Source organism: Arthrobacter sp. A5, from assembly GCF_051131705.1.
In the GTDB taxonomy this organism is placed as follows: Bacteria; Actinomycetota; Actinomycetes; order Actinomycetales; family Micrococcaceae; genus Arthrobacter_M.
Genome location: NZ_CP180316.1, coordinates 3,318,843 through 3,343,589 on the forward strand (window position 1 = coordinate 3,318,843; position 24,747 = coordinate 3,343,589).

Here is a 24,747-nt window from a genome sequence, read left to right on the forward strand (position 1 = left end):
TCTCAGGTGGTGATGTCAAGGGTGGATCCTGGGCCGGCATGGGCGTTGCTGACACCCGGCTCTGGGCCCGGCGGCTCGAACTGCCGGTTACCGGGCTGCCCGGCGTTCGCGGGAGCCGGGGAGGTCCGGCCATCGGCGCCCTGGGCCTCCGGGTCCCGGGCGTCGGGGTCCCGGCCGGGCTGGTTTCCGGATGCAAGATCGAGGCTGGCGTTCATTCCCGTCGCTGCCAGGACCCGCTTCAGATCGGGAAGGGCAGCCCGGAGCGCGTCACGCCCGGAATCGTTCGGGGCGTACAGCTCGATCCTGATGTTATCCGCGGAAATATGCGCCCGCACCGTAACCGGGCCCAATGCATCGGGAGCGATGCGGACGGTCATCACGTGTTCCCCGGGCCTGGCCGTTGCCAGTGCGGCCAACGGCCCCGAAATCTGGCTGGCAAGCGGGACCGGGGCAGGCTGCGGGGCTCCGGAAGGCCGCGGCACGGGCGTGCCGGATGCCGCGGGAGCCGCCTGTAAGGAAACGATGGGGCCGGGCACGAGGGGCGCGCCCTGATCACCAGGGGAAAAGGTGGTTTGTGACGCTGTCGGCGCCGGTGTATTGGAGGTCAGCCCACCGGGGCGGACGACGGCGGCGGTCGGCGAAGCAGGCGCCGCAGCCAGCGCTGCGGGCGACGACACGGGCGACGCCAGAGACGTAGCTGGCGTCGCCGTCCCCCCTGAGGCTGCAGCTGACACTGTCATCGCGCCCGCAGCCGGAGCCGGCGTCGTCGTCGTAGTCGGTGCGGAAGCTGCAGCCGTCGTAGTCGTGGCGCCTGCAGCTGCAGGCATCGGGGCAGATGCAGACCGCATCGCGTCCTGCGACCTGGTGGAATTACTCGCTCCGGCCACAGCCTCCGGCACGGAAGGGGGCACGTCGGCCCCCGCGTCGTCGGCCGTACGGGTGCCTTCGGCCGTACGGGTGCCGTCGGCCGGCTGCGGTCCCGGCTCAATGCCAGCAGCCGACAGCGATCCGGTGGCTAAAGGATCTGCCGCCAGCAGAGCGCCAACGGTCAGCAGGCTGCCACCAACCGGCACGGCCACGGCAATCGGCGCCAGAGCGCCAGCGGCAACGGGCGCCGCTGTCCCGCCCGGCTCGGTGCCGGCAGCAACCGGCTTCCCGCTGCGGGCTGTTCCTTGCGGTGCTGATTTCTGCCCGGCGGAACCGGCGGACGTGCCCACGACGGCACGCAAGACGGCGCCAAACGCCGCTTCCCCCTGTCGCCCTCCCCTGCCGCGGCTCTGGCCCGCTGCGCCGGAATCCCGGGCTCTCGTAGGCGACAGCGCCAGCTGCAGGCCCGAAAGCGCGCTCATGTCTTCTCCCTATCGAGCCCGCGGCCCGTCTCCCGAGCCGACTCGCGGTCCGACTCCCGATCCGGCCCCCGGTCCGACTCGCGATCCGACCCCCGGCCCCGGTTCGGTCCACTGTCCGGCCCCCGGTCCCGGTCGCGGTGCCAAGCCGTCACCGCTATCTCATCCAAAACGGTCTGCTCGGAGTGGAGCAGTTCCGCGGCCACGAGTTCCGCATGCTTCGCCGCCAGCTTCTCCAGCCGGACGGAACCGGCCCGCGCCTCATTGAATACTGTCTGCGCCTGGTCCTGCTGTACCCGGTTCTGCTGCGACACTGCTTCGAGCTCGGCCAACATACTGCGTGCGGACGAACGTGCAGCGGCCATAGCACTCAGCGCGGCGGCGGTGGCCACCTCGCTGGTCGTTTGCTGCAGTTCACCGCGGGCGGCGTTCTGCCGCGCGCCGTGGGCAGACGCTCTCGCATTCGCGCCGGCCAGCTCGGCGGCGGCGGCATCCTGGCGCAGGTGCCGCAGGCGGAGCAGCCCAGCCAGCGGAAATGCACGGGACATCAGGTACCTCCAAGGGTCTGGACCAGCCGGTTCAACTGGTTCCATGCATCAATGCCAGCCGTCTGATCGTCCATCCGCTGCTGCAGGAACGCGTTGATGGCGGCCTCGTGATCCACGGCGGCATCCACCAGCGGGTTCGTCCCACGCTGGTAAGCGCCGACGTCGAGCAGGTCCTGCACGCCCTTGCGCGCGGCAAGCACCCGACGCAAGGCGGTGGCCGTCCCGCCCTCCTCGGCCGAAATGACCTTGGAGGCGACGCGGGAAATGGAACTAAGGACGTCGATGGAGGGAAAGTGGCCGACGACGGCCAGCCTGCGGTCCAGCACGACGTGACCGTCCAGTATGGAGCGGGCGGCGTCAGCGATCGGTTCGTTGTGGTCGTCTCCGTCCACCAGCACCGTGTATATTCCGGTGACCGAGCCGCGCTCGGCTGTTCCGGCACGCTCGAGTAGTTGGGCCAGGACCGAGAAGGTCGACGGCGGGTACCCCCGGGTAGCGGGCGGCTCGCCGACGGACAGGCCGATCTCACGCTGGGCCATGGCGACCCGCGTCAGCGAATCCATCATCAGCACGACGTCGGCACCGCAGTCTCGGAAGGATTCCGCGATGCGGGTGGCGGTGAAGGCGGCGCGCAGGCGCATCAGAGCCGGCTCATCCGAGGTGGAGACCACCACAATGGCCCGGGCCAGTCCCTCCGCGCCGAGATCATCTTCGAGAAACTCACGGACCTCGCGGCCGCGCTCGCCCACCAGCGCGATCACGGAAACCTCTGCGTCGGTGCCGCGGGCAATCATGGACAACAGCGAGGATTTACCCACTCCGGAACCGGCGAACAGGCCCATCCGCTGGCCCTTGCCGACCGTCAGGAGGGTGTCCATGGCCCGCACGCCCAGCTGCAGTCGCTCGGAAATCCGGATGCGGTGCATGGCCGAGGGAGTGTCATGATCCAACGGCACCCTGCCGTCAGCCATGAGTGGACCCTTGCCATCGATCGGGCGGCACAGACCGTCCAGCACGCGGCCAAACAGCCCTACCCCGGTGGGGACCAGCAGAGGCGTTCCTTTCGTCCGTGCCGGAGAGCCGGCCCCGATCCCGGCCATTCTGCCCAGCGGCATACAGCGGATGCCGGTCCGGGTAGAGGCAACCACTTCGGCGTCCACGCCGGGATTCTCACCGATGGTGACAAGGTCGCCGACGGCACAGTCGAGCCCGGCCAGCTCCACTCCGAGCCCGACGACGGATGATACCGACCCAACCCGCTCGGGACGCGCCGCGGCCAGGGCCGCTTCGAACCGGTGAGCGTGCGGACGCCAGGATGTCGTCATTCGGAGTCACCCCGGAGGGCATCCTTGGCCCGCGCCAGCGCGGTGCCGATCCGCGCGTCAAGGTAGCCGTACTCGAACTCCGCCATGGCATCCCCCGGCGCCAGCTCGGTATCCGGAACGAGGCGGACGCGGGCCCCGGCAAGCGTGTCCGCATCCAGGGTTGCCAGATCCGCGGGATTCATCCGTACGGCGTAGGTGCCTGCGGCGGCCCGCTGCGTCATCGCCCGCGTCAGCGCCGCCCGGGCGGAGTGTTCGCCGTCGGACAACTCTTTGCCGATGACCGCTTCGGCCAACTCCAAAGACCCTGCCAGCAGCGCATCCTGCGCCTCCGTGACCACCGGCAGCACCACCGCATTGACCGCCGCCACCGCACTGTTGAGCGTGGCCACCCCCTGCTCTGTTGCGGCCCGCAGCCGCAGCAGCCCGGCGGCATGCTCGGCCTCCATCTCGGCGCGCCGCGTCTGCGACTCCGCCTCGGCGGCCCGCATTCCGAAGGCGTAACCGATCGAGTGGCCCCGGATATAGCCCGGCGTTCCGGGACCGTCGGGTGCGGTCCCCTCAACGGGGGCGAAGCTGATCGGCGTGAAGGCGGCACCGGTGAAAGCGCCGGTGGAGGCGGCACCAGTGAAAGCGCCAGTGGAGGTGCCAGCAGGCGAATTAGTAGACAAGGTCGTCCTCCTCGTTCCGCCGCACGGTGATGGTCCCCGCCGCTTCGAGCTCGCGGATCGAGCGCACAATGTCAGCCCGGGCCTGCTCCACCTGGGAGGCCCGCACCGGACCGGTTGCACCGCTCTCAGACTGCAAAATTTCAAGATTCCGCTCGGTGATATTCGCGTGCACAACGTCGACGAGCTCGACAGCGGCGCCCTTGAGCGCCAAGGCCAGGACACCGGCGTCAATGCCGCGCAGCACCTGTTGGACATCCTTGCGGTCCAGCTTCACAATGTCCGCGAACGTCAGCATCCGCGAACGGATCTCCTCCGCCAGAACCGGGTCCCGCTCCTCCAGCCCCTCCATCAGGGACTTTTCGGTGGCGACATCCGCCCGGTTGAGAATCTCGACCAGGGACTCGACGCCGCCGATCACCTCCACCGTTTCAGGCAGCGAGACGACGGCATTGGCCCGTGCCCGCAGCGTCTCGGCAACAATACCGACCGCTTCCGGGGTGGCGGTACCCATCGAGGCAAAGGCCTGCGCCACCTCGGCGCCGAGCGGCTCGCCCAGACCTGCAAGCACGGCGGAGGCTTTCTGCGCACTGACATGGCCGAGCACCAGGGCGATGGTCTGCGGCAGCTCCCCATCCAGCAGGATCAGAATCTGCCGCGCATCCGCCTCAGCCAGAAATTCAAAGGACGTCCCGGCCATTGACGATTCGAGCCGGCTCATGACGCTCGCGGCCTTCTCCGAGCCGAATGATGCCTTCAGCAGTTCAAGGGCGAAGTCCCGCCCGCCACGGGTATTTGAGCTGCTGTGAAAGGTCATCTCATGAAATTCGTTGATGACCTCCCCCGCCAGCGCCGGGTCCACCCGCTGGAGCGAGACAATCTCCGCAGCGACTTCCTCCGCCTCGGCTTCGGTGAACTGTTGCATCACCCGGGCGGCCTTTTCCGGCTCCAACTGCATCAGGATAATGGCGGCCTTCTGCATGCCCGTCAAGGCCGATTCCGCGGTCTTCATACCGATGTCCTGCTGTCATCCATCATGCTCCGCAGGTATGCTGCCGTCTTTTCCGGGTCGTGGGTGGCCAGCGAATCGATCCGGGCCCGTTTGTCATCCAGATCATCGGGCGCGTCGTCGGGCAGCCGCGGAATTTCCCGCACTGCCGGCGGAGGAGTCAGCTGAAGGGAGGTCGCGGCGGGTTCCAGCAGCCCCATCTGATCCAGCCGCTCCCCGAGGTCGACGGGCTGCCGGCTCTGCCGCCGGTTCTTGAGCGCGTACAGCAGCAATGCCAGGGCAATCAGGAGCAGAATGCTGGCCACGATGATGATGGTCTTCCACGTCTCCGCCGTGCGCTGGGCATCGGCCTCGGCCTTTGCCGCATCGAGGGCAGCCTTGGCGTCAGCGGCGCCGGAGGTGTTGAACGGCAGCGCCGCGACGGTCACAACATCCCCGCGGGCAATATTGATGCCCGCTGCGGAGGAGACCAGATCACGCAGGGTGGACATGTCCAATCCGTCAGCGGTCGGTTTGTTCACCGCAACCGACACCGTCTGCCGCGTCACCGCGCCGGCGGGAATGGTCGTGGTTTCAGTGGTTTTATTCACCGCGTTGTTCTTCGTCGTCTTGTCGGAGGTGAACGTCCCGTTTCCGTCGGCATTGGGTGCCGCCGAGCTCTCGGCCCCGAGCACGCCGGCAGCCGCGGCCCCGGTGCCGGTGTAGGACTCGGTCGCCTTGGATTCGCTCAGAGCGGGAGCCTGGTCGGGGTTGGTGAAGGATTCCTGCACCTTCTGACCGGTCTGCTGGCTCATATCCGCTGCTACGGCCACCGTGGCGTTACCGGGACCCGCCACCCGGTCGAGCATGGCCTGCACGGCGGCGCTGATGCGCTTCTCATAGTCGGAGCCCTGCTTGGCGGCTCCCCCGGCAGCCCCGGTTCCGACGGCGGAAAGTACGGTTCCGGAGGAGTCAATGACCGCAACGTTGAGCGGTTTCAGCCCGTCAATGGACGCGGAGGTCAGGTGAACGATGGCCTGGACCTGATCGGAATCCAGCGAGGTTCCCTTCGCGCTTTCGATGAACACCGACGCCGTCGGGTCCTGTTTCTGGGAGGCAAACACCGTGTCCTTGGGGATCGCCAGCTTCACCGAGGCGGCTTTTACACCGTTCATGGCGGAAATCGTGGACGCCAACTCGCCCTCCATGGCCCGCTGGTACGTGACGGTCTGCTGGAATTCCGACGATGTCACGCCCATGTTGTCCAACAGCGAGTAGCCGGCCGTCTTGTTCGCCGGCAGCCCCGCCGCGGCCGCCTTGAGGCGCTCGTCGTAGACCTTCGCCTCCGGCACCATGATCGTGGCCCCGCCGTTGGTCAGCTCGTACGGCACGCCGTCCGTGCGCAGCTGGTCCACAATGGTGTTCGCGTCCGCCGCGGCGAGTCCGGAAAACAGCGGTGTGTAGGTGGGCCTGGTGAGCCAGGACGTGAGCGCGATTCCGCCCAGCACCAGCGCGGCAATGCCGATAATGGCAATGGTGCGCTGTGCCACGCTGAAGCTGCCCACGGCCTTGGTGAACCGCGCAAAAAAGGCGGATAGCTGTGCCGGCATCAGGCTTGCATCCGCATGATCTCGTTGAACGCGTCAACGCCCTTATTCCGGACCGCCGCCACCAGTTCCAGCGTCACCTGCGCCCGCGTAGCGGCAAGCGTCGCGGTGTGAATATCGTCCAGGTTGCCGGTCACGGCCTTAATGGCCAGGTCATTGGAGTTGGACTGCAGTTGCTGCAGTCCGTCCACGGCACCGGTCAGCGTCGAGGCGAAGTCCGCGTCGCCGTCCGGGGCGGCGGGCTGGACCGCTGGCAGATAGCCCGTCGCGGAAACGCCCTGGACCGTGGGAATTGCGGCGATGGCCATCAGGCTTTTCCGATCTGCAGGGCGGCTTCGTAGGTAGTTTTAGCGCGGTCGACGACGGCGGCATTGGCTTGGTAGCCCCGCTGGGCCATGATCAGCTTGCCCATTTCCAGCCCCAGATCGATGTCCGGGTAGCGGACGTAGCCGTCCTTGTCCGCGAGTGGATTCTCCGGTTCGTGGACCAGCCGTCCAGCCGCGTCCCCCAACACGGTTCCGGCCACGTAGACGCCTGAATTTCCCGGCCCCTCCTGGGCCTGCACGTAGCGCGCCTGGAAAGCGGCGCCGTTCGTGCTCTTGGCGGTATTGACGTTGGCTAGATTGTCTGACACGGCGTCAAGCCACTTGCGGTGCACGGTCAGCCCAGAACCGGCGATGCTGATTGCGTCCGTCATCAGTTGGTCCGCAGTGCCGAGCGCACACCGGTGAACGGCGCGTTGGAGGCCTGGGCCGCGAACTGGTAGCGCAGAACGGTAGAAATGTTGGCGAGCGTCTCGGTATCGAGGTTGACGTTGTTGCCGTTCAGCTGCGTCGCATCCAGCGACCGCGCCGTCGTCGCCTCTGCGTGTCCGTCCCGTGCCTGCACCGAGGAACTCAGCGCGGACTCGAAGGCGACCTTTTTGGCGTGGTAATTGGGGGTATTGACGTTGGCAATATTGTCGGCAATGCTGCGCTGGCGCAGGGCCAGACCATCAAGGGCGCTGCTGAGCGCCACAGTAGTCACGGAATCGAACAACGTTTACCCGCTTTACAAAAAAGGGACAAGTCGGCCGATCCGTGGCCAATTCAAGTGAGCGATCCTTGCTCGTCTCTATCTATCGGCGCGGGACACGCGTCCGTTAGCAGAATCGCCAAAACTTTTACCTGGCAGCCGTGACGTGGACGGGACGTCTGAAAATATTCGCACACACGTTCGGAAAAATTTTGGGAATTGTAGCTTAATTAGAATAGAATTGAAGCATGGACGGCGGGAAGAGCTTCGAAACGCTCCTCGGGGATTACCTCGGGATACCCCCGCACGCCCGCCCCGAAGATTTCCAAGCCAACGGATCCCGGCCAGAAGGTCCCCATCTCACCCAGTGGGAGTTCGGGTGGGGTCCGGCCCGCACTCTGACGGGCGAGGACCTGTGCCGCTCCCTGAAGCCCTCCGCCGTCATCGCCAAGCACCCGGGCAGTGATCTACATCCCTCCAAAGAGCAGCTCCCCGATCTGCAGGACGCAGACCCACAGGTCCCCGACGCGCAGGTCTCGGATCTGCAGGACGCTGAGCTCCTTGACGCTAACCGGCAGGATAACCATCAGCCTGATGGTGACCTGCAGGTCGAGTCCGTCCGTCGGGTCCTGTTGGCGGGCCTGGTCCGGGAAGAGGACCCCGACAGGCTGGACCCGCTACGGACCGCCGAGGCCCTGCTGCTCACCGACCCCGCCGGCGGTGATGCCGACCAGAAGCTCGACTACGCCGCCGCAGCCGGGAAAATGGTGTCCTGGGCCCAGGCCATCCAGACCCGGGCCGTCGCCGCGTTCGCCGCAGAACGGCCCCCGCTGCCGGCCGAAACACCACGGCGCTTCACCGTGCCGGCCCGGTCCGAATGGATCAGCGAACGCTCCCGGTACGCGGCAGCGGAAATCGGTGCCGCCCTGCACATCGGCCGCTACAGCGCCCAGCGCCTCCTGGACAACAGCGACTACCTCACCAGCATGCTCCCTGCCACCCTCGCCCAGCACGAGCAGGGCCTCCTGGACCGGGCCCGCGTCCACGCCGTCCTCTCCGGACTCGGCACCACCCCGGCCGAACTCTGGGGCCCGGTCGAAGACGCGATCACCGCCCTCGCACCCTCCCTGACACCCAAAGCCCTGGAACGGCATGCCCGCGAAACGGCGGAGAAACTCGACCCCGAACCCCTCGCCGCCCGGCACGAACGCGCCCGCACCCACCGCGACGTCTGGTTCTTCGCCCAACCCGACGGAATGGCCGAAATCGGTGCCCTCCTCCCCGCCGTGGACGCCCGGCGCTTCTACGAAACCATCGACGCCTGGGCCCACCACGCCCAACACGAAGGCGAACCCTCCACCGGCACCACCCCCGGCGGGAAACCCTCCCGCGCGATCAACGAATACCGCGCCGACGTCATGGTCGACCTCTTCAACAACGCCCTGGACCCCGACCCCAGCGACGACACCGACACCACCGAAGACACCGACCCCGACGACACCGACACCAGCGACTGCACCGACGATACCGACACCGGGAACGCAGGGAAGACCGGCACCGACACCGGGAACGCCGGGAAGACCGCCCGTGGCCGCCGGAAGGCCCCCCGCTACGCACCCGCCCAGATCGCCGTCACCGTCCCCGTCCTGACCCTGATGGGACTGGACGAACGCCCCGGCAACCTCAACGGCTACGGCCCCATCCCAGCCGACCAGGCCCGCGAACTCGCCGGCCAGGCAACCTCCTGGCTCAGGATCCTCACCCACCCCGAAAACGGCACCATCCTCTCCATCGGCCGGACAGCCTACGAACCCGCGGCGGACCTGCGCCGCTGGATCATCAACCGGGACAAAACCTGCCGCGGCATCGGCTGCGACAAACCCGCAAGACTCTGCGACATCGATCACACCATCCCCTACCACCGGCAGACCTACGCCCCCGACGGCACACCCCTGCCCCTGGGCGAAACCAGCGACACCAACCTAGGCCCCCTGTGCACAGCCGATCACCACCTCAAAGACGACCCCGGCACCGGCTGGACCGTCACCCAACCAACCCCCGGCGTCTTCATCCACACCTCACCCACCGGACGCGTCTACCCCAACAACCCCGAACCACCACCACCCTTCTGACCTGAAGGTGGAGCTGTACGTTCTGAACCCTCCCAGCACTCGGCATTGACACCAGCGTCAGCTCAGAGCTACAGACGGCAAGTTCGTCACAGTCGAGTGCCGCATCTGGAACCCGAGTGAATACAAGCGGAGCGCGCGTGTTCTCGGAGTAAATTCCTACGGCGCCTCGATCATTCCTACGGCCTCTTTGACATTGTCGGTCGTTCCGTTAGCCCTTCCGTTCAAACGCGCTAGGTCTAGCCCGTAACGTCCAGAAAAACCGGCCGCCCAGTGGGTATCGTCTCCGGCACCGATTGAACGGCGGCCAGGTGCCGCGCGGTCTCGTGGAGCTGCGCTTCCAGACGTTCGACGGCGTCATGCTGGGCTGCGAGCAGCCGGCGAGCCCGGCCGATCAGTCCGGCGGGAATCGGCCCCGGATCAGCCAGCGGCAGCCACGGAGTCGCGTTGTTTGCTGTCTGCACAGCCGATTCACGTTCCGCCGCTACCGTGGCATCGGCCGAGGCGTCTTGGCGCCGGACCCCATACAAGGACTCCCCCGGAACTGGCGCATTGACCCCGGCCTCTAGCTGCTCCAGAATCCCGAGCCATTGGAGGCCATGTTCAATGCCCTGGTGGATGCCCTGTACAATGCCCTCGTCGAAGCCCTGTTCAATGCCCTCGTGGAAGCCCTGTTCAATGCCCTGTCCGGTGCTCCGTTCGGTGCTCTGTCCAGTACCCGGCGCCTTAGCCAATGCCGAGGCTTCCGCCCGTGAATGCCGGTGCTCCGGTCCGGACGGGCAGCGATGCAGCCGCCTCGTGCCAGGATTGCCGCAGCGGTTCCAGGACCGCAATACAGTCGCGGGTCTTCCCGGCGTCCCGCTCAATGTTCGCCTCAATCATCCTGTTGGATGCAAACGTATACAGCGCGAACAGCTGATCGGCACCGTCCCAGGCATCCGCGTTCAGCGAGGTGGATAATTCGGCAACAATTGCCTGCGCGTGGACCAGATTCTCCGACGCGGCCGCCCAGTTTTGCCCTTGTTGGGCTGCCTCGGCGCGGCCCAGGTCAAGCAGCAGCCTGTCGTACAGCATGGTCAGCAGCCGGGCCGGCGGGGCCGACAGGACCGCCTCCCGGTTGTATTTGGCCATTTGCTGTGCGTAGGCAGTACTCATGGTGCTCATGCTCCCGTGCTCGATGACGATAGGCCGGACAGCTGTGCGGTCAGCCAGGACTGCTGGGACTTCATTTTTCCCAACGCAACTTCCAGGGCGGCATAAGTTGACTGCAGCCCGGCCTGCCTGCTCGCCAGCCGGAGGTCCCAGCTGCTGATCTGGTCGCTGAGATCTTTGATGGCGCTCTGCTGGCCGGTGATCTGGGAGGTTATGGTACCGCTGTATTTATCGGAGGCGACAGCGGCGGCAGTGCCTACCCGGGAGGCAATTTCAGCGAGGGCGGCTTTAGTCCCGGTGGGATCCTTCGCCAAAGCGGCCGTCAGCTTGTCCGCATCAAAGAGCAGATTTCCGTCGCGGGTGATGCCAACGCCGAATTCTGATGGCGAGTGGCCATTCACCGGCAGCGACGCGGCGGAGAGCACCTTCTGGCTCACGTCCCTGACGGTGCTGTCCCCGGTGAAGGGCCCCGTTGCGGTGACCGTCTTACCGCTGGCATCCGTGCTGGTGCTAACGGCACTGCGGGCGGCAATCAGGGAAAAGACCCCGTTCAGGGCGGTAACCAGATCCGAGGCCATCTTGGCGGCCTGCTTGTCATCGCGTGCCACGGTAACCGTGGCGGGGCCCAGGGCACCGGAAGCCAGCGTCACGGCGCCGCCGGGAAGCAGTTCCGGAAAAGTATTGGTGGCCGAAGTAACGGCTTGGGCAGCGGCGGTGCCGGCCCAGAGAGTCACCTGCGCGTCTTGGGCGGTTTTGATGTCTATCACGGCGGCGGTGGTGCCGGAAATGCTGAACTGGGCGGCGGCACCGGCCGAAGCTGCAGTGAGCTGGAGGCGGTATTGGGGATTCCCGCCGGAGTCAGTCCCGCTAGCCACTTTCATCGCGGTGACACCCGCCGGGGCGGCATTGATCGCTTTGACCACGTCATCCAAAGAGTTGGAGGCCGCTGTGATGGTGGTCGCCGTGCCGTCTTTGGCCGTGAGGGTGAGCCCGCTGTCCGGCCATACGGTCAAGGCGCCCGTTACACTGACCTGGGTTTGCGAGAGTCTATCGACCACAAAATCGATTTGCCCTGCGGAGGCCCCGGCCGTGGACACAGCCGTCACCTTGTCGGAGCTGCTCGTTGCCGCATAGACGTCGAAGGCGGCGGGCTTCGCGGCCGTCTTAGCGAGGACGGCGAGCGCGGCAATTTTGGTGTTTAACGCCTGCAACGCCGACGCCATGACCTGCGTGTCCGAGACCTTGTTTTTCAGGAGCGTCTGTGGAATGGCTTCCACTTTCATCAGCGAGGCAATAAGCGTGGTGGTGTCCAGACCACTCGACAAGCCATCGAGAGTGATTCCCATGCGCGTAACTCCTGATACGTCTCTAACTACGGAAGCGGCCTACCTGCGGCCGATGAACGGGTGAGCAGCACTCGTCCATCCGCCGCAGGAGCCGCGATCAGTCCTGTTCCTGTTACCGAGGCCCTGTTACCGGATAAACCCTGTTACCTGAAGAACGTACTTAGAGGGTCTAGGTCACAGGGTTTATTTCACCAGGTTTAGCGCAGGAGCTGCAGCACACCCTGGTTGGACTGGTTGGCCTGCGCAAGCATGGCGGTCCCGGCCTGCGACAGGATGTTATTGCGGGTGTACTTCACCATTTCCTCAGCCATATCCGTGTCGCGGATACGGGATCCGGCGGCGGAGAGGTTTTCCTTGGAAACGGCCAGGTTCTTGATGACGCTTTCGAACCGGTTCTGGTCCGCTCCGAGGGAGGCGCGGGCGGTCGATACGGCCTTGATCTGCGTATCCAGGGCGTCGATCGTAGTCAAAGCATCAGCGGCGCTTGAGAAGCCTGTTCCCGAAGCCAAGGTGGACACGGCCGTACCGATGGCCTTTACGTCTGAGAAGTTGACCGAGATCTGGTCCGCGCCTGCGACACTGCCCGCGCCGATCTGGAAAGTCAGGCTCGTGGTAACGCCGTCAAGCAGCTTCTTGCCGTTGAAGTTCGTCGAATCGCCGATCCGAGTCAGTTCCTTACCCAGCGCGGTGACCTCAGTGGAGATCGCGGCACGTGAATCCACGCTGTTCGAGTCGTTGCCGGCCTGAACAGCCAGGTCACGAACACGCTGCAGGATGGACTGCACTTCGCCCAGGGAGCCTTCAGCGGTCTGGATGACGCTGATGCCGTCTTGAGCGTTGCGGGCTGCGACGGTCATGCCGCCCACCTGTGACTTCAGGCCCTCCGAGATCGCCAGGCCGGCGGCGTCATCGCCGGCACGGTTGATGCGCAGGCCGCTGGAGAGCTTTTCCAATGACTTGGACAGGTCGTTCTGCGTGTTGGCCAGGTTGCGGTAGGTGTTGTTTGCCGCGAGGTTGGTGTTGATCTGCATGCCCATGTTGTATTCCTCCGTGAGTGGGGTCAGTTTCGCCGGCCCATCCATGGTCCGGCACACTCAACTATCGGCGGAGCAGGTACGGCGGTTAGCAGCTCGCGGAAGACAATTCGGAATTCGCCTTTTTGCGTATTTTCAGGCGACGACGACGTCCATCGCCGGCGCCGGGTGATGGTGCGCGGCGCGGGTAATGCCCCCTGCGGTGTGGCCGCCCATGGCGGACAGGTAGGCGTTGCGTCGCTGTGGGGCGATCCGGGACAGCGGAACGTGCGTGTCGCCGTCGTCGTTCCCGTAATGCGTGCCCATCCCGTCGCCGAGCAGACGGATCGCCTCGGCGCGCTGCTGGGACACGGCGGAATGCGTGGAGCCCAGCTCCGCGGCAAGGTCCTTGACGCTGCGGTCCTGAAAATAAATCTGCTCCACCACGTAGCGCATCTTTGCCGGCAGCGTGCCGACGGCGGCGCGGAGGTACTGCAGCCGCTCGGCGGCCAGCAGCTCGCCCTCGGGGGAGGCATTTTCCGCAACCAGAAACCCGGCGGTGACCTCGTCAATGGTTGAGACGGTTCGCGCAGCATCGGCCAAGGCGGCATCGGCTTCATCCCGAGTCACCCCCAAGGACGCGGCTATCTCATCCACCGTCGGGATCCGGCCCAACGCGGCAGTCAGAGTCTCACGGATGGCCAACGTCTCTTTAATCCGGCGCCGGACCGAGCGGGGAGCCCAGTCGCCGGACCGCATTTCATCGGCAAAAGCGCCGACAATACGACGGCGGGCAAAGGCTCCAAAGGGGACGCCGAAGTCCGGGTTGTAGGCCTCGGCCGAGGTGATCAGCGCAATGGCGCCCACCGACGCCAGATCATCCCGTGAGAGATGGGTGGCCTTGGCACACAGTTCGGACACGAGATAGCCAACCAATGGCAGGTTTTCGATGACCAGCTCATTGCGCTTAATACGATTCATTTATTTGGTTCCCCCGGGAGCCGTCAACGCCAACAGAAGGCTCCCGAACTGACCAGAGACCATGATCAGCCGTATAACTCGGGCGCGCTACGTGAAACATACCACCAGTGCGGACTAACATAAAGACATTCCCTGCCGATAGTTGGGTAACAACTAGGCGGCGATCTGACGTCTGTCGGAATTTTACAGAGGAGCTGGTGAGGTTGGGCGCCCAGGAATTGTCCTCGTTGCTGTGGAAAGAACGGGAACTACTGGAGCTTTTGACGTTCAAGCTGGAGGAGGAACAACTGATCCTCACCTCCGGAAAAACCCGTTGGCTGCAGCACGCCACGCGTGAGGTTGAGCAGGTGGTGGAGCGGCTGCGGACGGCCGGGCTCGGCCGCACCGTTGAAGTTTCCGCGCTCGCCAGGGAGTGGGGCACGGAGGAGAACGCCAGCCTGCGCGACATCGCCGCGCAGGCGCCGGCCGGTCCCTGGTCCGAGATCTTCGCGGGCCATTTGAACGCCCTGGCGGAACTGACAACGCGGATCCGCGAACTCCGGGACGCCAACGACCAGTTCCTGCGTGCGGCCGCCCGCTCGACGCAGGAAACCGTGGCCGGGCTGGTACCGGACGCCGGCACCTACAATTCCCGCGGTGGCACCGGGCTGGACGCCGGCGCCAGACTCTTCGATAAAGACCTGTGAGGACCTCTTCATGAGCACATTCGGTGCACTGAACGCCGCATTCTCCGGCCTGACCGCTGCCCAGCAGGGGCTGAGCGTCACGGGCCAGAACATTGCCAATGCGAACACCGCCGGTTACACCCGGCAGCGCGTGACCACATCCGCGATCGGTGAAGGCGCCAATGTTGGGCTTTTTTCCGCCGGCGCCCGTGCCGGGCAGGGGGTTTCCGTGGACGGCGTGGCCCGCCTGGGTGATACGTTCCTGGATGCCAGGGTCCGCTCCACCACCGCGGCCGCCGGGTATACCGCGGTGCGCAGCAACGCCCTCACCACGATCGAGGACTCGACACACGAACCCGGCGCGAAGGGGATTTCCGCCAAGCTGCAGGCTTTCTGGGCCGGCTGGGGCGCGATGGCCAACCAGGCCGGTGAGGCGGCCCCCGCCGCTGTTCTCCTGGCCGCCGCGAACGACCTGGCCGGACAGCTGGCCGTCGGATACGGGAATTTGGAAGCCCAGTGGTCCCAGGGCCGTTCGCAGGTGGACGGCATGGCCACGGACCTGAATAACGCCGCCGCCCAGGTCGCGGACCTGAATCTGCGCATCCGCTCGACGATCGCCGCCGGCGGTTCCGCCAACGAGATGGTGGACCAGCGCAGCCAGCTCACCGCCACCATTGCGTCGCTGGCCGGTGGCGCAGTCCGGGACACCGGTGACGGCATGGTGGACGTTCTGGTGGGCGGCAACGCGATGGTTTCCGGCGGAACGGCCCGCACCGTGCAGGTGGCCGGCGCCTATGTGATGGACTCCCCGGGCGCCGGCACTGGCCCCGCCCGAACCTACGCCGTCCAGCTGGAATGGACGGACCGGACAGGAGCCGCCGTACCGCTCGACGGCGGCGAAATCGCCGGCGCCTTGTCCGTGCTGGCTCCGGCCGGCGGCGGTGCGGGCGACGCGGCCGGCACCGGTGGTTCGATTGCCGAGGCGGCCGCTTCCTACAACACGTTTGCGCAGAAGCTGGCCGACGCCGTCAACACGGCACACCGGGCGGGCGTCACTACCGCGGGGACGGCCGGAGGGGACTTCTTTGATTTTTCGCCCGGCAAACCATCGGCCCAGGGACTGACCGTTGCGGTCACCGACGTTTCCGGCCTGGCCACGGGGAGCGCCACTGGCGGAGCCCTCAATGGCGGCAACGCGGACGCCATTTCGCAGCTGGGCGTGGGACCGGACTCTCCGGGCACCGCGTGGAGCGGCTTCATCACCAAGCTGGGCGCGGCGTCACGCTCGGCGCAGCAGCAGGGACAGCTGGCCGCCGCCTCGGCGGTGAGCGCCACGCAGCTGCAGGCCTCCTCGGCCTCGGTCAGCCTGAATGAGGAAAACATGAATCTGCTCTCCTACCAGCATGCCTACCAGGCAGCGGCGCGCGTCATGACGGCCGTGGATGAGATGCTGGACGTACTGATCAACAGAACCGGACTCGTGGGGAGATAGCGCATGATTAGCCGTGTCACCAATCAGACCATGATGGACTCCGCGCAGCGGAACCTGCAGTCGAGTTCATCCCAGCTGGCCAAACTCCAGGACCGTGCCTCGACGCTCAAAGCGATCGGGCGGCCCTCGGATGATCCCGCCGCCGCTGCCGCCGCGCTTCAGGTACGCGCCCAGCAGTCTGCGACGGATCAATACGGCCGCAACATCGAAAATGGAAACGGCTGGCTGGCGACGGTTGACACCACCATGTCCAGCGCGTCGTTCATTCTGAACCGGGTCCGGGACCTGACCGTGCAGGGCGCTAATGGCGGTGTGAGCAGCGGGGCCAAGGAGGCCCTCGCGGTGGAGATCACCGGTCTGAAAACAGACCTGCTCAGCCAGGCCAACACCAAGTTCATGAGCCGGAACATCTTCGCCGGAAACTCCAACGACTCCTCGCCGTTCTCCTCGACCGCACCCTACACCGTACCGGCGGGCGGCGCCGTCGAACGCCGCGTTGGCAATGAAACCAGTATCCGGGTGGACGCCGACGGGGCGGCCGTTTTTGGTACGGGTGACACGTCAGTCTTCGCACTGCTGGACAAAATCACCGCCGACCTCACCTCCGGAGCTGACGTGAGCGCACATCTGAAGGATCTCGAAGCGCGGATGACGGCGATCAGCAGCCGGCACGCCGAGGTCGGCACCCGGCAGGCACAGCTGCTGCGCGCACAGGAGACCAACACCGCCCTCAAGGGCACGCTGGAGGCCACCAGATCCGGCATCGAGGACCTGGACCTTGGCAAGGCCATCCTGGATCTGCAGCTGCAGGCGACCAATTACCAGGCCGCGCTCGCCGTGACGGCGAAGGTGCTCCCGATGTCCCTGATGGACTTCCTCCGGTGAGCGTCGCCCTGACGTTCGCCGCCCCTCCGCCCGGGCTGGAACCACTGGTGGACTTCACTCTGGATCCGGTGGCCGGCGCCGACGGCCTCTACCGGCTGCAGTCGGTAGCCGGTGCGGACCGGCGGTTGTACGTCCTTGACGCGTCCGTCTATCTGCCCGATTACGCCCCGTTGCTCTCCGACGAGCAGTGCACGGTGCTGGCGCTGGACACACCCGAGCAGGCACAGGTTCTGGTGGTGGCAAACTTCGGTGAGCGGACCACCACCGTGAACCTGATGGCGCCCATCGTGGTGAACAACAGCACGCGCCGCTGTTCACAGGTCATTCTGGACGGCCAGGGTTGGCCGCTGCGCGGAGATTTGGCGGAGCTCACCTCGCCATAGCAGGGCCGTAGGACCAGGCTGACTTACGGCAGTTTTCCCGCGCCGAACAGCCGTTGGAGGCTCCTGCCAACTCGACCCAGTCCCGCGCCGAGTCGAGCCGGGCACCATCATCATCACCAGCGCAGCGATAGCCATTCAGCCGCAACTGTGATGAATACCACCTTGGATCCGGGAAGCAGCAGGCACGGTCCGAACGCTTGCAAAGGGGAACACCGTACGTCTTATCCACAGATTTGTCCCCCACAAATTTGTCTCCCCCACAGAAAGCAGCGTCATGAGCATCGATAACGCCGTCGTCGTCAATCTTCAGGATGAACTGATCCTGGACAGCGAAGCCACCGACGCCCTCTTCCTTGAGGCGCGTACGACCAACACCTTCACCGATGAGCCGGTGACCGAGGAGCAGATGCGTGCCATCTATGAGCTCACCAAGATGGGCCCGACGGCGATGAACATCCAACCGCTGCGCGTCACTTGGGTGCGCTCCGCCGAGGCCCGCGACCGTCTGGTCTCCTACATGGCGGACGGCAATGCCGCGAAGACCGCGACGGCGCCGATGGTCGCCATCCTGAGCGTCGACGGGGACTGGCACGAGCACTTCCCCACCTTCTTCCCGCACGCTCCCGAGCGTAAGGCCATGTTCGAGGGCAAGGACGCACTCAGGTCCGCAATGGCCGGTAACAACGGCCACATGCAGGCGGCCTACTTCATCATGGCCGTCCGGGCCGCTGGGTTGGCTGCCGGCCCGATGGCAGGCTTCGACACCGCCGCCATCGATGCTGACTTCCACGCCGGCACCAGCCGGAAAACCATCATGGTGGTCAACATCGGCAAGCCGGGCGAGAACGCCTGGTTGCCCCGTCTGCCGCGCCTTGACTACGACGTAGCCACCGCCACGGTCTAGCAGTACCTTGTCAGGGTGGGGCTCGCTGTCGGCAGTCGGGGGCGATGTCCGAGGACGCCAGCGAGCCCCAACTTTGGAGTCCTTTGACGATGCCGCGGTCGTGCGCGGCAGCCGTGTTCGATCCGCCGCCGCAGTTCCGAAGGCCCCCCGTCATTTCTGGCCGACCCGTAGGGAATGTTTGACCCACCGCATATGATGACGGCATGTCATCCTTCAGCGTCACGCGCAATATCGTTATCCCGGCCGCCGCGGCAGAGATCTATCCCTTTGTTTACGACTTCCACCAGTGGACCAATTGGTCGCCGTGGGAGAAAATTGATCCGTCCATGAAGCGCACCTACTCCGGCGCCGAAGCCGGCGTGGGAGCAAAATATGCGTGGACCGGGAATCGCAAGGCAGGTTCGGGCACCATGGAAATTGTGGATGTCACCGCGCCTTCCAGCATCGGCATCCGGCTGGAATTCACAAAGCCCATGAAGGCCGTCAACCCCACCAAATTCACCTTCACGCCCGAGGCCGGCGGAACCCGCGTCACCTGGACCATGACGGGCGACAACAAGGGCGTTGGCCGCGTTTTTGCTTTGTTTATGAGCATGGACAAAATGGTGGGGGGCGACTTCGACAAGGGTCTCGCCTCCCTCGCCGAAGCTGTCGCGGCCGCCAAGGGGTAGGCCGCGGTACCACGCCCAATGTGGCGTTGACGGGGGTCAGTCCCGAGGTGCCACCGGAACGTGCTCAGCGTCATTTGAACGAGCCGGCAGCGATGAAAAACCCGCCAAAGTCCGTCATGTATTTTAATGCCCTTTAGGTGAGGCAGATTCCCTTCCTGCCGGTTTCGTTTTGCCCGGGCTTGATAGACTGGATACCGATCGAGCAGGCAACCAGCCCGGACCGGGAGTTGCCAATCGCAGGCTTCCGGGCCGAACGCGTTCCGCACCCGATCCGCCCAACGAATCAGCACCCCCACCGCCGGTCCCGGCATGCCTGCGGCCGGCGCAGGGGCGTGTCCGCCCGCATAGGAGAAGCCTCACCCGATGACAGCCCAGGTCACTGAAACCTACCGCGAAGAACTCTGGAACCGCCGCTACGAACCGAACGTCGCGGCCGTTAACGAACTCTGCGATTCCCTCGTCGACCTCCGGCCGGGCAGTGAGGTTTCTTACATCGACCCGGTCCACAACGTGGACGAATGCCGCATCATCAGTCTGTACTCCAATATCGGTTCCGCACACGACTCCGGCTTTGTCACGCCTGGGGATGATGATGCCGTGGCGCGCCTGATGGGAGTGCAATGGCAGATCGGCCTACGGCCCGAATACATCATGCCGTGGAATGTGCACCCCTGGTTCACCCACGGGAAAGCCAACGGCAAGCTCGCGCCCGGAGAGATTTCGGCCGGCCTCAAACCACTCCTGAGGCTCCTGGCACTGGTCCCCAGGGCCTCCGCCATCGTGGCCCACGGGACCGAGGCAAACCGGCTGGCCGGTCTGCTCCTGAAGACCGAGAACCCAATGATCTGGCGCCGGGGAGTCAAGACATACAAGGTGCGTTCCCTTGGCGGCAAGTCCTTCGGCGGCTCAGCCACCCGGCAGCAGGAATGGCTCGAGGAGATGAAGGCGGCCTACGCGGATGCGATGGCGCGCACGGGCCTGACTGCCGCGTAGCCGTCAGGACCCCGGCTGCCGGGAAGCAGTCGAGAGCCAGCTGAACTCCGGGATTTCCTTGGCCAGAAATGCGCGCACTCCCTCCGCGGGATCGCTGCTCGCGGCCATCTCCTGTTGCCAGTACTCGTTGCGCGCCGCCAGGTCCTCCGCTCCGCCGGCGATGGCGTCCACCAGGTCCTTCATCGCGTGAATGGACAGCTGGGAGCGCGATGCCAGCCGGCGGGCGAAGGAATCAATGTCAGCCCAGAACTCCGGCTGCGGGACTACGCGCGCCACCAGGCCCAGAGCCAAGGCAGTATGGGCATCCACGAAGTCGCCGCTGAAGAGCAGGAACTTCGCCGGAGCCGGCCCCACCTGCCGGACCAGCCGGTCAATCCCGGACAGCGGATAGACAATGCCGATCTTCGCCGGTGTGATGCCGAAGACCGCAGCATCGGAGGCGATTCTGATGTCGCAGGCACCGGCGATCTGCCAGGCTCCGCCCATGCAGTATCCGTCGATGGCTGCGATCGTGGGCTTGCGGAATTTGGACAGGGCACGTTCGGCTGCACTGATCCGGCCGCCGTCGCTGTGACCGGTGCTGGGGTCCAACAGGATCTGCTGCAGCGCGCCGATGTCCGCGCCGGCGGAAAAGTCCGAGCCCACGCCGCGCACCACCACCACCTTGATAGATGGCTCCCCGTCCAGGCGTGCCAGCACGGGTTCAAACTGACCCCACATCTCCTCGGTGACGGCATTTCGCATGCCAGGGTTCTCCAGCAGCACCGTCGCCACGGGGCCACGCTGCTGGACCCGGAGGGTCCCCTTCGCCTGGACCGTTCTCTTCGCCCGGACCGACCCGGTTCCGCTCATGAAACGGTGCTCTCAGCACGAACGTCCGCGGCCATCACAATGCCGGCCGCCAGCAGGCCCGCGATTTGGTCCGCACTGAGCTGCAGCTCTTCCAGGACCTTCCGGGTGTCCTCCCCCAGGGCCGGCGGGGGCTTGCGGATTGCGGTTGCCTGCCCGTCAATGGACAGCGGCCCGCGCAGCAGTGGCAGGGCACTGCCGTCACGTCGGCGCATGTGTTTGACCATGTCCAGGGACTGCACCTGCTCGTCGTCGAAGACCTGCTGAAAATTGTAGATCGGCCCCGCCGGGATCTTGGCCTGACGGAATTTACGGACCCAGTCCGCGCCGTCTCCGGCCGCGAGCAGCTCTTCCAGCCGTAGGTTGAGCGGACCCCTGTTGAGGGTGCGCAGCTTGCCCGTCCGGTATTCCGGTTCATCGGCCAGCGCGGGATCGCCGAGCAGCTGACACAACAGCTGCCACTGCTTTTGCGTCCCGACGGCGACGATGACGGGAATGTCCGCCGTCTTGAACACCCCGTAGGGGGACAGCACCGGATGGTTGTTGCCTTGCGGCGTGGGGATCTCACCGGTGCTCAGGTAACGCTGACCCTGAAAACTGGAGATCGAGAGCGCCGACTCAAGCAACGACGTCGACACCGCCATCCCCGCCCCGTGGCTCGCACGGCCGGCCAGCGCCGCCGCAATGCCGAACGCGGTGAACATGCCGGCCACCATGTCGATGATCGGGACTCCGATGCGGAACATATGCTCCGCATCGGCACCGGTAACGGACATCAGCCCCGACATCCCCTGCGCCACCTGGTCCAGTCCGGCGGCCTGGCTCAGCGGACCCGTCGCGCCGAAGCCGCTCACCGACGCGATGATCAGCTCAGGCTTGGCCGCGCGAAGTTCCGCCGGGTCCAGTCCCATGGTGCGCAGGACTCCCGGACGGAAATTTTCGACGACGACGTCGGCCGCGAGCGCCAGCCGGCGCAGCAGGGCCCTCCCTTCGGGGCTGTAGAAATCGACCGCGATGGAGGACTTGCCCCGGTTCGTGGAGTCAAAGTAAAGGCTCTGGTCATTTTCGAAGGGGGGCCAGGACCGGGTCGAATCGCCGCCCTTGATGCTCTCCACCTTGGTCACCTCGGCACCCAGGTCTGTTAGGAGCGCGGTGGCGTACGGCCCGGCCAGGGCACGGCTCAGGTCCAGGACCTTGATGCCCTCCAGCGGACCGCGGGTTCGTGAACCGGCTGCCGGCTCAGACATGGAGTCCACCGTGGCTGCGCAGCTTGACGTTGATCTGCTTGGTCTGGGTAAACCCGGCCAGCATCCCCTCCAAGGACACTTCCCGGCCCAGCCCGCTCTGCTTGTAGCCACCGTAGGACTGGCCGGCCACCTGGCCGCCGCCCTGATTCACCTGCACCCACCCGGCCTCCAGCCGGTGCGCGGTGTTCAGCGCATTGTCCAGGTTATGGCTCCAGACGTAGGCCGCCAGGCCGAAGTGCGTGTCGTTGGCCATCCGCACCACGTCATCGGTGTCATGCCACGGGATCGCCACCAGCACCGGGCCGAAGATCTCTTCCTGCGCCAGCCGGAACTCGTTTTTCGCCCCGCTGAAGATGGTGGGCAGGTGGTAGTAACCCGCCAGGAGCGGCCCTTCCGATGGGGCTTCGCCGCCCAGCGCGGTGGTCATGCCGGGGGTGGAACGGCCCTCGGACAGGTAACTGCTGATCTGGGTAAACTGCTTGTTGTTGATCACCGCGCCCATATCCGTGGCCTCGTCCAACGGATCACCCACCTTCAGGGCGCTGAGCCGTGCCACCAGTTTGTCCATGACCTCGTCATGGATGTCCTCATGCAGGAACAGCCGGGAACCGGCGGTGCAGCTCTGCCCCTGCCGGGTAAAACGCGAGGCCAGCAGCAGTCCGTCGATCAGCTCGTCGTCGACCGCGTCCGGGAACACAATGGAAGGGTTCTTGCCGCCCAGCTCCAGGGACATATGCGCCAGCCGCTCGCCGGCCTGCCGGGCGACCCCGCGTCCCACCTCCGTCGATCCGGTGAAGGAAACCTTGGCCACGTCCGGGTGATCCGCCAGCGCCGCGCCGATGACCGAGCCGCGCCCGGTCAGCGCGTTGACCACCCCTGGAGGGAGGTGCCGATTGCAGACCTCGGCCAGCAGCAGGATGGTCAGCGGTGCGTCGTCGGCGGCTTTCATTATGACGGTATTGCCCGCGGCCAGGGCGGCCGGGATTTTGAACGAGGCGATCATCAGCGGCGAGTTCCACGGCAGAATGCAGGCCACCACGCCCAGCGGCTCCAGCCTGGTGTACTGCAGCTGATCGTCACCCGCGGGCAGCGTCGCGCCTTTGTCTTCCCCTGCCACGCCGGCAAAATACCGGAACAGCGACACCATGGACAATACCTCCGGGCGGGCCTGCGTCCGCAGCGCGTTGCCGGTGTCCAGTGCGGTCAGCCTGGCGAACTCCTCGGAACGCTCCTCCAGCTCATCTGCAATCCGGGCCAGGGCGCGTTGCCTGCCGCTGAAATGCAGGGCCCGCCACTCCGGGAAGACGCGGAGGGCAGCGGCCACCGCTTTGTCCACGTCCGCCGGTCCGGCCGCCGGGACCCGGGCAATGACCGCTTCCCGGCGGGCCGGGTTATTCACCGGCCGCCACTGCGGGGCCTGGCTGCCGACCTGCTGAGCCTCCACTTGCCGGCCGTCGATCCACATCGGCCAGTCGGTCACCGGCGAGTCCGCGTTCATGCCCGTGTGCGGCGCGGCGGGAGTGTTGTTCGTGGTCTGCGTCATTTTGTTACTTTCCCCGAGGTCAGAGAGCCGTCCACCAGGGAGACGATCATCGAGCAGTCCTTGCGGCCCTGATCCGCATCAATCAGCCGCTGGAAGAGCTGCTGTACACGCTCACCAATCTCCAGCGGGGTGCCGGTGCTGCGGGCGGCGGAAATGGCCAGGCTGATGTCCTTGTTGGCCAGCTCCGCTGTGAACGTCGGGGCAAAGTCCTTGTTGGACGCCGCCGTGGGAACCACCCCGGCCAGCGGATACCAGGTGCGCAGCGCCCAGCTGTCCCCGGAAGAGACGGAGGCAATGTTCCAGAAAACCTGCTTGTCCAGACCCAGCCGGTCGGCGAGCACCGCGCCCTCGGCGGTGGAGGCCAGATTGATGAACAGCATCAGGTTGTTGCAGATTTTCGCGGCCTGACCGGTCGTCGCAGCGCCCGTGGGAATGATATTCGCCGCCATCGGTTCAATGTACTTCGACGCGTCGGCAACGGCAACCGATTCGCCGCCGATCATGAACGTCAATGTCCCCGCCTGGGCCCCGCTCATACCGCCGGAGACGGGCGCATCCACAAAACGAAAAGCGCCATCGGCGGCCGCGTCGTGAACCGCCCGGGCCGAGTCGATGTCAATGGTTGAGGAATCGACCAGCAGTGTCTCTTTTGCCGCGGATGACAGGATGCCGCCGTCGCCCAGATAGACCGTGCGGACGTGGTCACCCTTCGGAAGCATGGTGAAGGCGACGTCGGCGCCGTCCACCGCGTCGGCAATGCTCGGCGCCGGAGTGACACCGTGGCCGACCGCTGCGGCCAGTGCCGCCGCGTCGAGATCAAAACCGCGCACCTCGTGCCCGGCCTTGATCATGTTCGCGGTCATGGGGCCGCCCATGTGCCCTAAACCAATCCATGCGACTACAGCCATGATGAAAGCCCCTTGCTTCTGCGGTGTCCGGACTGATCCGGTTATGACTAGGATCACACCCTGTTAGAGTGCATTCAAGCCAAATATTGGCAG

Annotated in this window: 26 protein-coding genes; 8 read left to right on the plus strand and 18 right to left on the minus strand. The window is 65.6% G+C overall.

Annotation, left to right across the window (positions count from 1 at the left end; translation table 11 throughout):
- Positions 1 to 2: 2 nt before the first annotated feature.
- Genes ACLLJI_RS15620 through flgB form a run of 9 tightly spaced genes read right to left on the minus strand, consistent with a single transcriptional unit; the run spans position 3 to position 7,517 of the window.
- Entirely contained in the window at positions 3 to 1,349 is a 1,347-nt protein-coding gene (locus tag ACLLJI_RS15620) for a flagellar hook-length control protein FliK (protein ID WP_434614060.1), read from the minus strand.
- On the minus strand, positions 1,346 to 1,894 hold the full coding sequence (locus tag ACLLJI_RS15625; protein WP_434614063.1) for a flagellar FliJ family protein: 549 nt from the start codon (positions 1,892 to 1,894) through the stop codon (positions 1,346 to 1,348). Before ACLLJI_RS15625 ends, ACLLJI_RS15620 begins: the two co-directional genes overlap by 4 nt.
- Entirely contained in the window at positions 1,894 to 3,219 is a 1,326-nt protein-coding gene (locus ACLLJI_RS15630; RefSeq protein ID WP_434614066.1) for a FliI/YscN family ATPase, read from the minus strand. The genes ACLLJI_RS15625 and ACLLJI_RS15630 overlap by 1 nt, the downstream gene beginning before the upstream one ends.
- Positions 3,216 to 3,887 carry a FliH/SctL family protein gene (locus ACLLJI_RS15635; RefSeq protein WP_434614069.1) on the minus strand — a complete coding sequence of 224 codons (672 nt, stop codon included), beginning with the start codon at positions 3,885 to 3,887 and terminating at the stop codon, positions 3,216 to 3,218. The genes ACLLJI_RS15630 and ACLLJI_RS15635 overlap by 4 nt, the downstream gene beginning before the upstream one ends.
- Positions 3,877 to 4,896: a flagellar motor switch protein FliG gene (fliG, locus tag ACLLJI_RS15640; RefSeq protein WP_434614072.1), complete on the minus strand. Its 1,020-nt coding sequence runs from the start codon at positions 4,894 to 4,896 to the stop codon at positions 3,877 to 3,879. Before fliG ends, ACLLJI_RS15635 begins: the two co-directional genes overlap by 11 nt.
- Entirely contained in the window at positions 4,893 to 6,482 is a 1,590-nt protein-coding gene (fliF, locus tag ACLLJI_RS15645) for a flagellar basal-body MS-ring/collar protein FliF (RefSeq protein WP_434614075.1), read from the minus strand. Before fliF ends, fliG begins: the two co-directional genes overlap by 4 nt.
- Entirely contained in the window at positions 6,482 to 6,787 is a 306-nt protein-coding gene (gene fliE, locus ACLLJI_RS15650; protein WP_434614078.1) for a flagellar hook-basal body complex protein FliE, read from the minus strand. Before fliE ends, fliF begins: the two co-directional genes overlap by 1 nt.
- Positions 6,787 to 7,179, minus strand: coding sequence for a flagellar basal body rod protein FlgC (locus ACLLJI_RS15655; RefSeq protein ID WP_434621596.1), 393 nt, complete (start codon positions 7,177 to 7,179; stop codon positions 6,787 to 6,789). Before ACLLJI_RS15655 ends, fliE begins: the two co-directional genes overlap by 1 nt.
- On the minus strand, positions 7,176 to 7,517 hold the full coding sequence (flgB, locus tag ACLLJI_RS15660) for a flagellar basal body rod protein FlgB (protein WP_434614081.1): 342 nt from the start codon (positions 7,515 to 7,517) through the stop codon (positions 7,176 to 7,178). Before flgB ends, ACLLJI_RS15655 begins: the two co-directional genes overlap by 4 nt.
- A 224-nt stretch (positions 7,518 to 7,741) precedes the next feature.
- Between flgB and ACLLJI_RS15665 the strand changes: the two genes are divergently transcribed.
- Positions 7,742 to 9,625, plus strand: coding sequence for a DUF222 domain-containing protein (locus tag ACLLJI_RS15665; protein ID WP_434614084.1), 1,884 nt, complete (start codon positions 7,742 to 7,744; stop codon positions 9,623 to 9,625).
- A 236-nt stretch (positions 9,626 to 9,861) separates the two neighbouring features.
- On the opposite strand, the gene ACLLJI_RS15670 is transcribed toward ACLLJI_RS15665, so the two are convergent.
- From ACLLJI_RS15670 to ACLLJI_RS15690, 5 genes are all read right to left on the minus strand, one after another.
- A complete protein-coding gene (locus tag ACLLJI_RS15670; RefSeq protein WP_434614087.1) occupies positions 9,862 to 10,356 on the minus strand; it encodes a hypothetical protein in 495 nt (164 codons plus the stop codon).
- Positions 10,349 to 10,777: a flagellar export chaperone FliS gene (gene fliS / locus ACLLJI_RS15675; RefSeq protein WP_434614090.1), complete on the minus strand. Its 429-nt coding sequence runs from the start codon at positions 10,775 to 10,777 to the stop codon at positions 10,349 to 10,351. The genes ACLLJI_RS15670 and fliS overlap by 8 nt, the downstream gene beginning before the upstream one ends.
- 5 nt (positions 10,778 to 10,782) lie before the next feature.
- The gene (gene fliD / locus ACLLJI_RS15680) at positions 10,783 to 12,120 is read right to left on the minus strand and encodes a flagellar filament capping protein FliD (protein ID WP_434614093.1); all 1,338 of its coding nucleotides are present in this window, start codon (positions 12,118 to 12,120) and stop codon (positions 10,783 to 10,785) included.
- 197 nt (positions 12,121 to 12,317) lie between these two features.
- Complete coding sequence (locus tag ACLLJI_RS15685) at positions 12,318 to 13,157, minus strand: flagellin (RefSeq protein ID WP_283559823.1); 840 nt, start codon at positions 13,155 to 13,157, stop codon at positions 12,318 to 12,320.
- A gap of 132 nt (positions 13,158 to 13,289) precedes the next feature.
- Positions 13,290 to 14,114: a sigma-70 family RNA polymerase sigma factor gene (locus ACLLJI_RS15690; RefSeq protein ID WP_434614098.1), complete on the minus strand. Its 825-nt coding sequence runs from the start codon at positions 14,112 to 14,114 to the stop codon at positions 13,290 to 13,292.
- Between the two features lie 197 nt (positions 14,115 to 14,311).
- Here ACLLJI_RS15690 and ACLLJI_RS15695 point away from each other — a divergent pair, with 197 nt between their 5' ends.
- The 7 genes from ACLLJI_RS15695 to ACLLJI_RS15725 all read left to right on the plus strand — a co-directional run bounded on the left by ACLLJI_RS15695 (position 14,312) and on the right by ACLLJI_RS15725 (position 20,107).
- The gene (locus ACLLJI_RS15695) at positions 14,312 to 14,800 is read left to right on the plus strand and encodes a flagellar protein FlgN (protein ID WP_434614101.1); all 489 of its coding nucleotides are present in this window, start codon (positions 14,312 to 14,314) and stop codon (positions 14,798 to 14,800) included.
- A 10-nt stretch (positions 14,801 to 14,810) separates the two neighbouring features.
- The gene (gene flgK / locus ACLLJI_RS15700; protein ID WP_434614104.1) at positions 14,811 to 16,271 is read left to right on the plus strand and encodes a flagellar hook-associated protein FlgK; all 1,461 of its coding nucleotides are present in this window, start codon (positions 14,811 to 14,813) and stop codon (positions 16,269 to 16,271) included.
- Positions 16,272 to 16,274: 3 nt separating this feature from the next.
- Positions 16,275 to 17,156 (plus strand): flagellar hook-associated protein FlgL, encoded by an 882-nt coding sequence (flgL, locus tag ACLLJI_RS15705; RefSeq protein WP_434614107.1) that lies wholly within the window; start codon positions 16,275 to 16,277, stop codon positions 17,154 to 17,156.
- Positions 17,153 to 17,539, plus strand: coding sequence for a flagellar assembly protein FliW (gene fliW, locus ACLLJI_RS15710; RefSeq protein ID WP_434614110.1), 387 nt, complete (start codon positions 17,153 to 17,155; stop codon positions 17,537 to 17,539). The genes flgL and fliW overlap by 4 nt, the downstream gene beginning before the upstream one ends.
- 274 nt (positions 17,540 to 17,813) lie before the next feature.
- Positions 17,814 to 18,443, plus strand: coding sequence for a malonic semialdehyde reductase (locus tag ACLLJI_RS15715; RefSeq protein ID WP_434614113.1), 630 nt, complete (start codon positions 17,814 to 17,816; stop codon positions 18,441 to 18,443).
- Between the two features lie 203 nt (positions 18,444 to 18,646).
- Positions 18,647 to 19,114, plus strand: a complete 468-nt coding sequence (locus tag ACLLJI_RS15720) for an SRPBCC family protein (RefSeq protein ID WP_434614116.1) — start codon at positions 18,647 to 18,649, stop codon at positions 19,112 to 19,114.
- A 363-nt stretch (positions 19,115 to 19,477) separates the two neighbouring features.
- Positions 19,478 to 20,107: a uracil-DNA glycosylase gene (locus tag ACLLJI_RS15725; RefSeq protein WP_434614118.1), complete on the plus strand. Its 630-nt coding sequence runs from the start codon at positions 19,478 to 19,480 to the stop codon at positions 20,105 to 20,107.
- Positions 20,108 to 20,110: 3 nt separating this feature from the next.
- Here ACLLJI_RS15725 and ACLLJI_RS15730 read toward each other — a convergent pair whose 3' ends face one another.
- Genes ACLLJI_RS15730 through mmsB form a run of 4 tightly spaced genes read right to left on the minus strand, consistent with a single transcriptional unit; the run spans position 20,111 to position 24,654 of the window.
- Positions 20,111 to 20,959, minus strand: coding sequence for an enoyl-CoA hydratase/isomerase family protein (locus ACLLJI_RS15730; RefSeq protein WP_434614121.1), 849 nt, complete (start codon positions 20,957 to 20,959; stop codon positions 20,111 to 20,113).
- The gene (locus ACLLJI_RS15735) at positions 20,956 to 22,203 is read right to left on the minus strand and encodes a CaiB/BaiF CoA transferase family protein (RefSeq protein WP_434614124.1); all 1,248 of its coding nucleotides are present in this window, start codon (positions 22,201 to 22,203) and stop codon (positions 20,956 to 20,958) included. Before ACLLJI_RS15735 ends, ACLLJI_RS15730 begins: the two co-directional genes overlap by 4 nt.
- Positions 22,196 to 23,746, minus strand: a complete 1,551-nt coding sequence (locus ACLLJI_RS15740) for an aldehyde dehydrogenase family protein (protein ID WP_434614127.1) — start codon at positions 23,744 to 23,746, stop codon at positions 22,196 to 22,198. The genes ACLLJI_RS15735 and ACLLJI_RS15740 overlap by 8 nt, the downstream gene beginning before the upstream one ends.
- Positions 23,743 to 24,654, minus strand: a complete 912-nt coding sequence (mmsB, locus tag ACLLJI_RS15745; RefSeq protein ID WP_434614130.1) for a 3-hydroxyisobutyrate dehydrogenase — start codon at positions 24,652 to 24,654, stop codon at positions 23,743 to 23,745. Before mmsB ends, ACLLJI_RS15740 begins: the two co-directional genes overlap by 4 nt.
- Between the last annotated feature and the right edge of the window lie 93 nt (positions 24,655 to 24,747).

Bases quoted from the DNA above. Each gene is read 5' to 3' on its own strand.
- ACLLJI_RS15620 (WP_434614060.1), bottom strand. From the start codon at position 1,349: ATGAGCGCGCTTTCGGGCCTGCAGCTGGCGCTGTCGCCTACGAGAGCC.
- ACLLJI_RS15625 (WP_434614063.1), bottom strand. From the start codon at position 1,894: ATGTCCCGTGCATTTCCGCTGGCTGGGCTGCTCCGCCTGCGGCACCTG.
- ACLLJI_RS15630 (WP_434614066.1), bottom strand. From the start codon at position 3,219: ATGACGACATCCTGGCGTCCGCACGCTCACCGGTTCGAAGCGGCCCTG.
- fliG (WP_434614072.1), bottom strand. From the start codon at position 4,896: ATGAAGACCGCGGAATCGGCCTTGACGGGCATGCAGAAGGCCGCCATT.
- fliF (WP_434614075.1), bottom strand. From the start codon at position 6,482: ATGCCGGCACAGCTATCCGCCTTTTTTGCGCGGTTCACCAAGGCCGTG.
- fliE (WP_434614078.1), bottom strand. From the start codon at position 6,787: ATGGCCATCGCCGCAATTCCCACGGTCCAGGGCGTTTCCGCGACGGGC.
- ACLLJI_RS15665 (WP_434614084.1), top strand. From the start codon at position 7,742: ATGGACGGCGGGAAGAGCTTCGAAACGCTCCTCGGGGATTACCTCGGG.
- fliS (WP_434614090.1), bottom strand. From the start codon at position 10,777: ATGAGTACTGCCTACGCACAGCAAATGGCCAAATACAACCGGGAGGCG.
- fliD (WP_434614093.1), bottom strand. From the start codon at position 12,120: ATGGGAATCACTCTCGATGGCTTGTCGAGTGGTCTGGACACCACCACG.
- ACLLJI_RS15685 (WP_283559823.1), bottom strand. From the start codon at position 13,157: ATGGGCATGCAGATCAACACCAACCTCGCGGCAAACAACACCTACCGC.
- ACLLJI_RS15690 (WP_434614098.1), bottom strand. From the start codon at position 14,114: ATGAATCGTATTAAGCGCAATGAGCTGGTCATCGAAAACCTGCCATTG.
- flgK (WP_434614104.1), top strand. From the start codon at position 14,811: ATGAGCACATTCGGTGCACTGAACGCCGCATTCTCCGGCCTGACCGCT.
- flgL (WP_434614107.1), top strand. From the start codon at position 16,275: ATGATTAGCCGTGTCACCAATCAGACCATGATGGACTCCGCGCAGCGG.
- ACLLJI_RS15715 (WP_434614113.1), top strand. From the start codon at position 17,814: ATGAGCATCGATAACGCCGTCGTCGTCAATCTTCAGGATGAACTGATC.
- ACLLJI_RS15720 (WP_434614116.1), top strand. From the start codon at position 18,647: ATGTCATCCTTCAGCGTCACGCGCAATATCGTTATCCCGGCCGCCGCG.
- ACLLJI_RS15725 (WP_434614118.1), top strand. From the start codon at position 19,478: ATGACAGCCCAGGTCACTGAAACCTACCGCGAAGAACTCTGGAACCGC.
- ACLLJI_RS15730 (WP_434614121.1), bottom strand. From the start codon at position 20,959: ATGAGCGGAACCGGGTCGGTCCGGGCGAAGAGAACGGTCCAGGCGAAG.
- ACLLJI_RS15735 (WP_434614124.1), bottom strand. From the start codon at position 22,203: ATGTCTGAGCCGGCAGCCGGTTCACGAACCCGCGGTCCGCTGGAGGGC.
- ACLLJI_RS15740 (WP_434614127.1), bottom strand. From the start codon at position 23,746: ATGACGCAGACCACGAACAACACTCCCGCCGCGCCGCACACGGGCATG.
- mmsB (WP_434614130.1), bottom strand. From the start codon at position 24,654: ATGGCTGTAGTCGCATGGATTGGTTTAGGGCACATGGGCGGCCCCATG.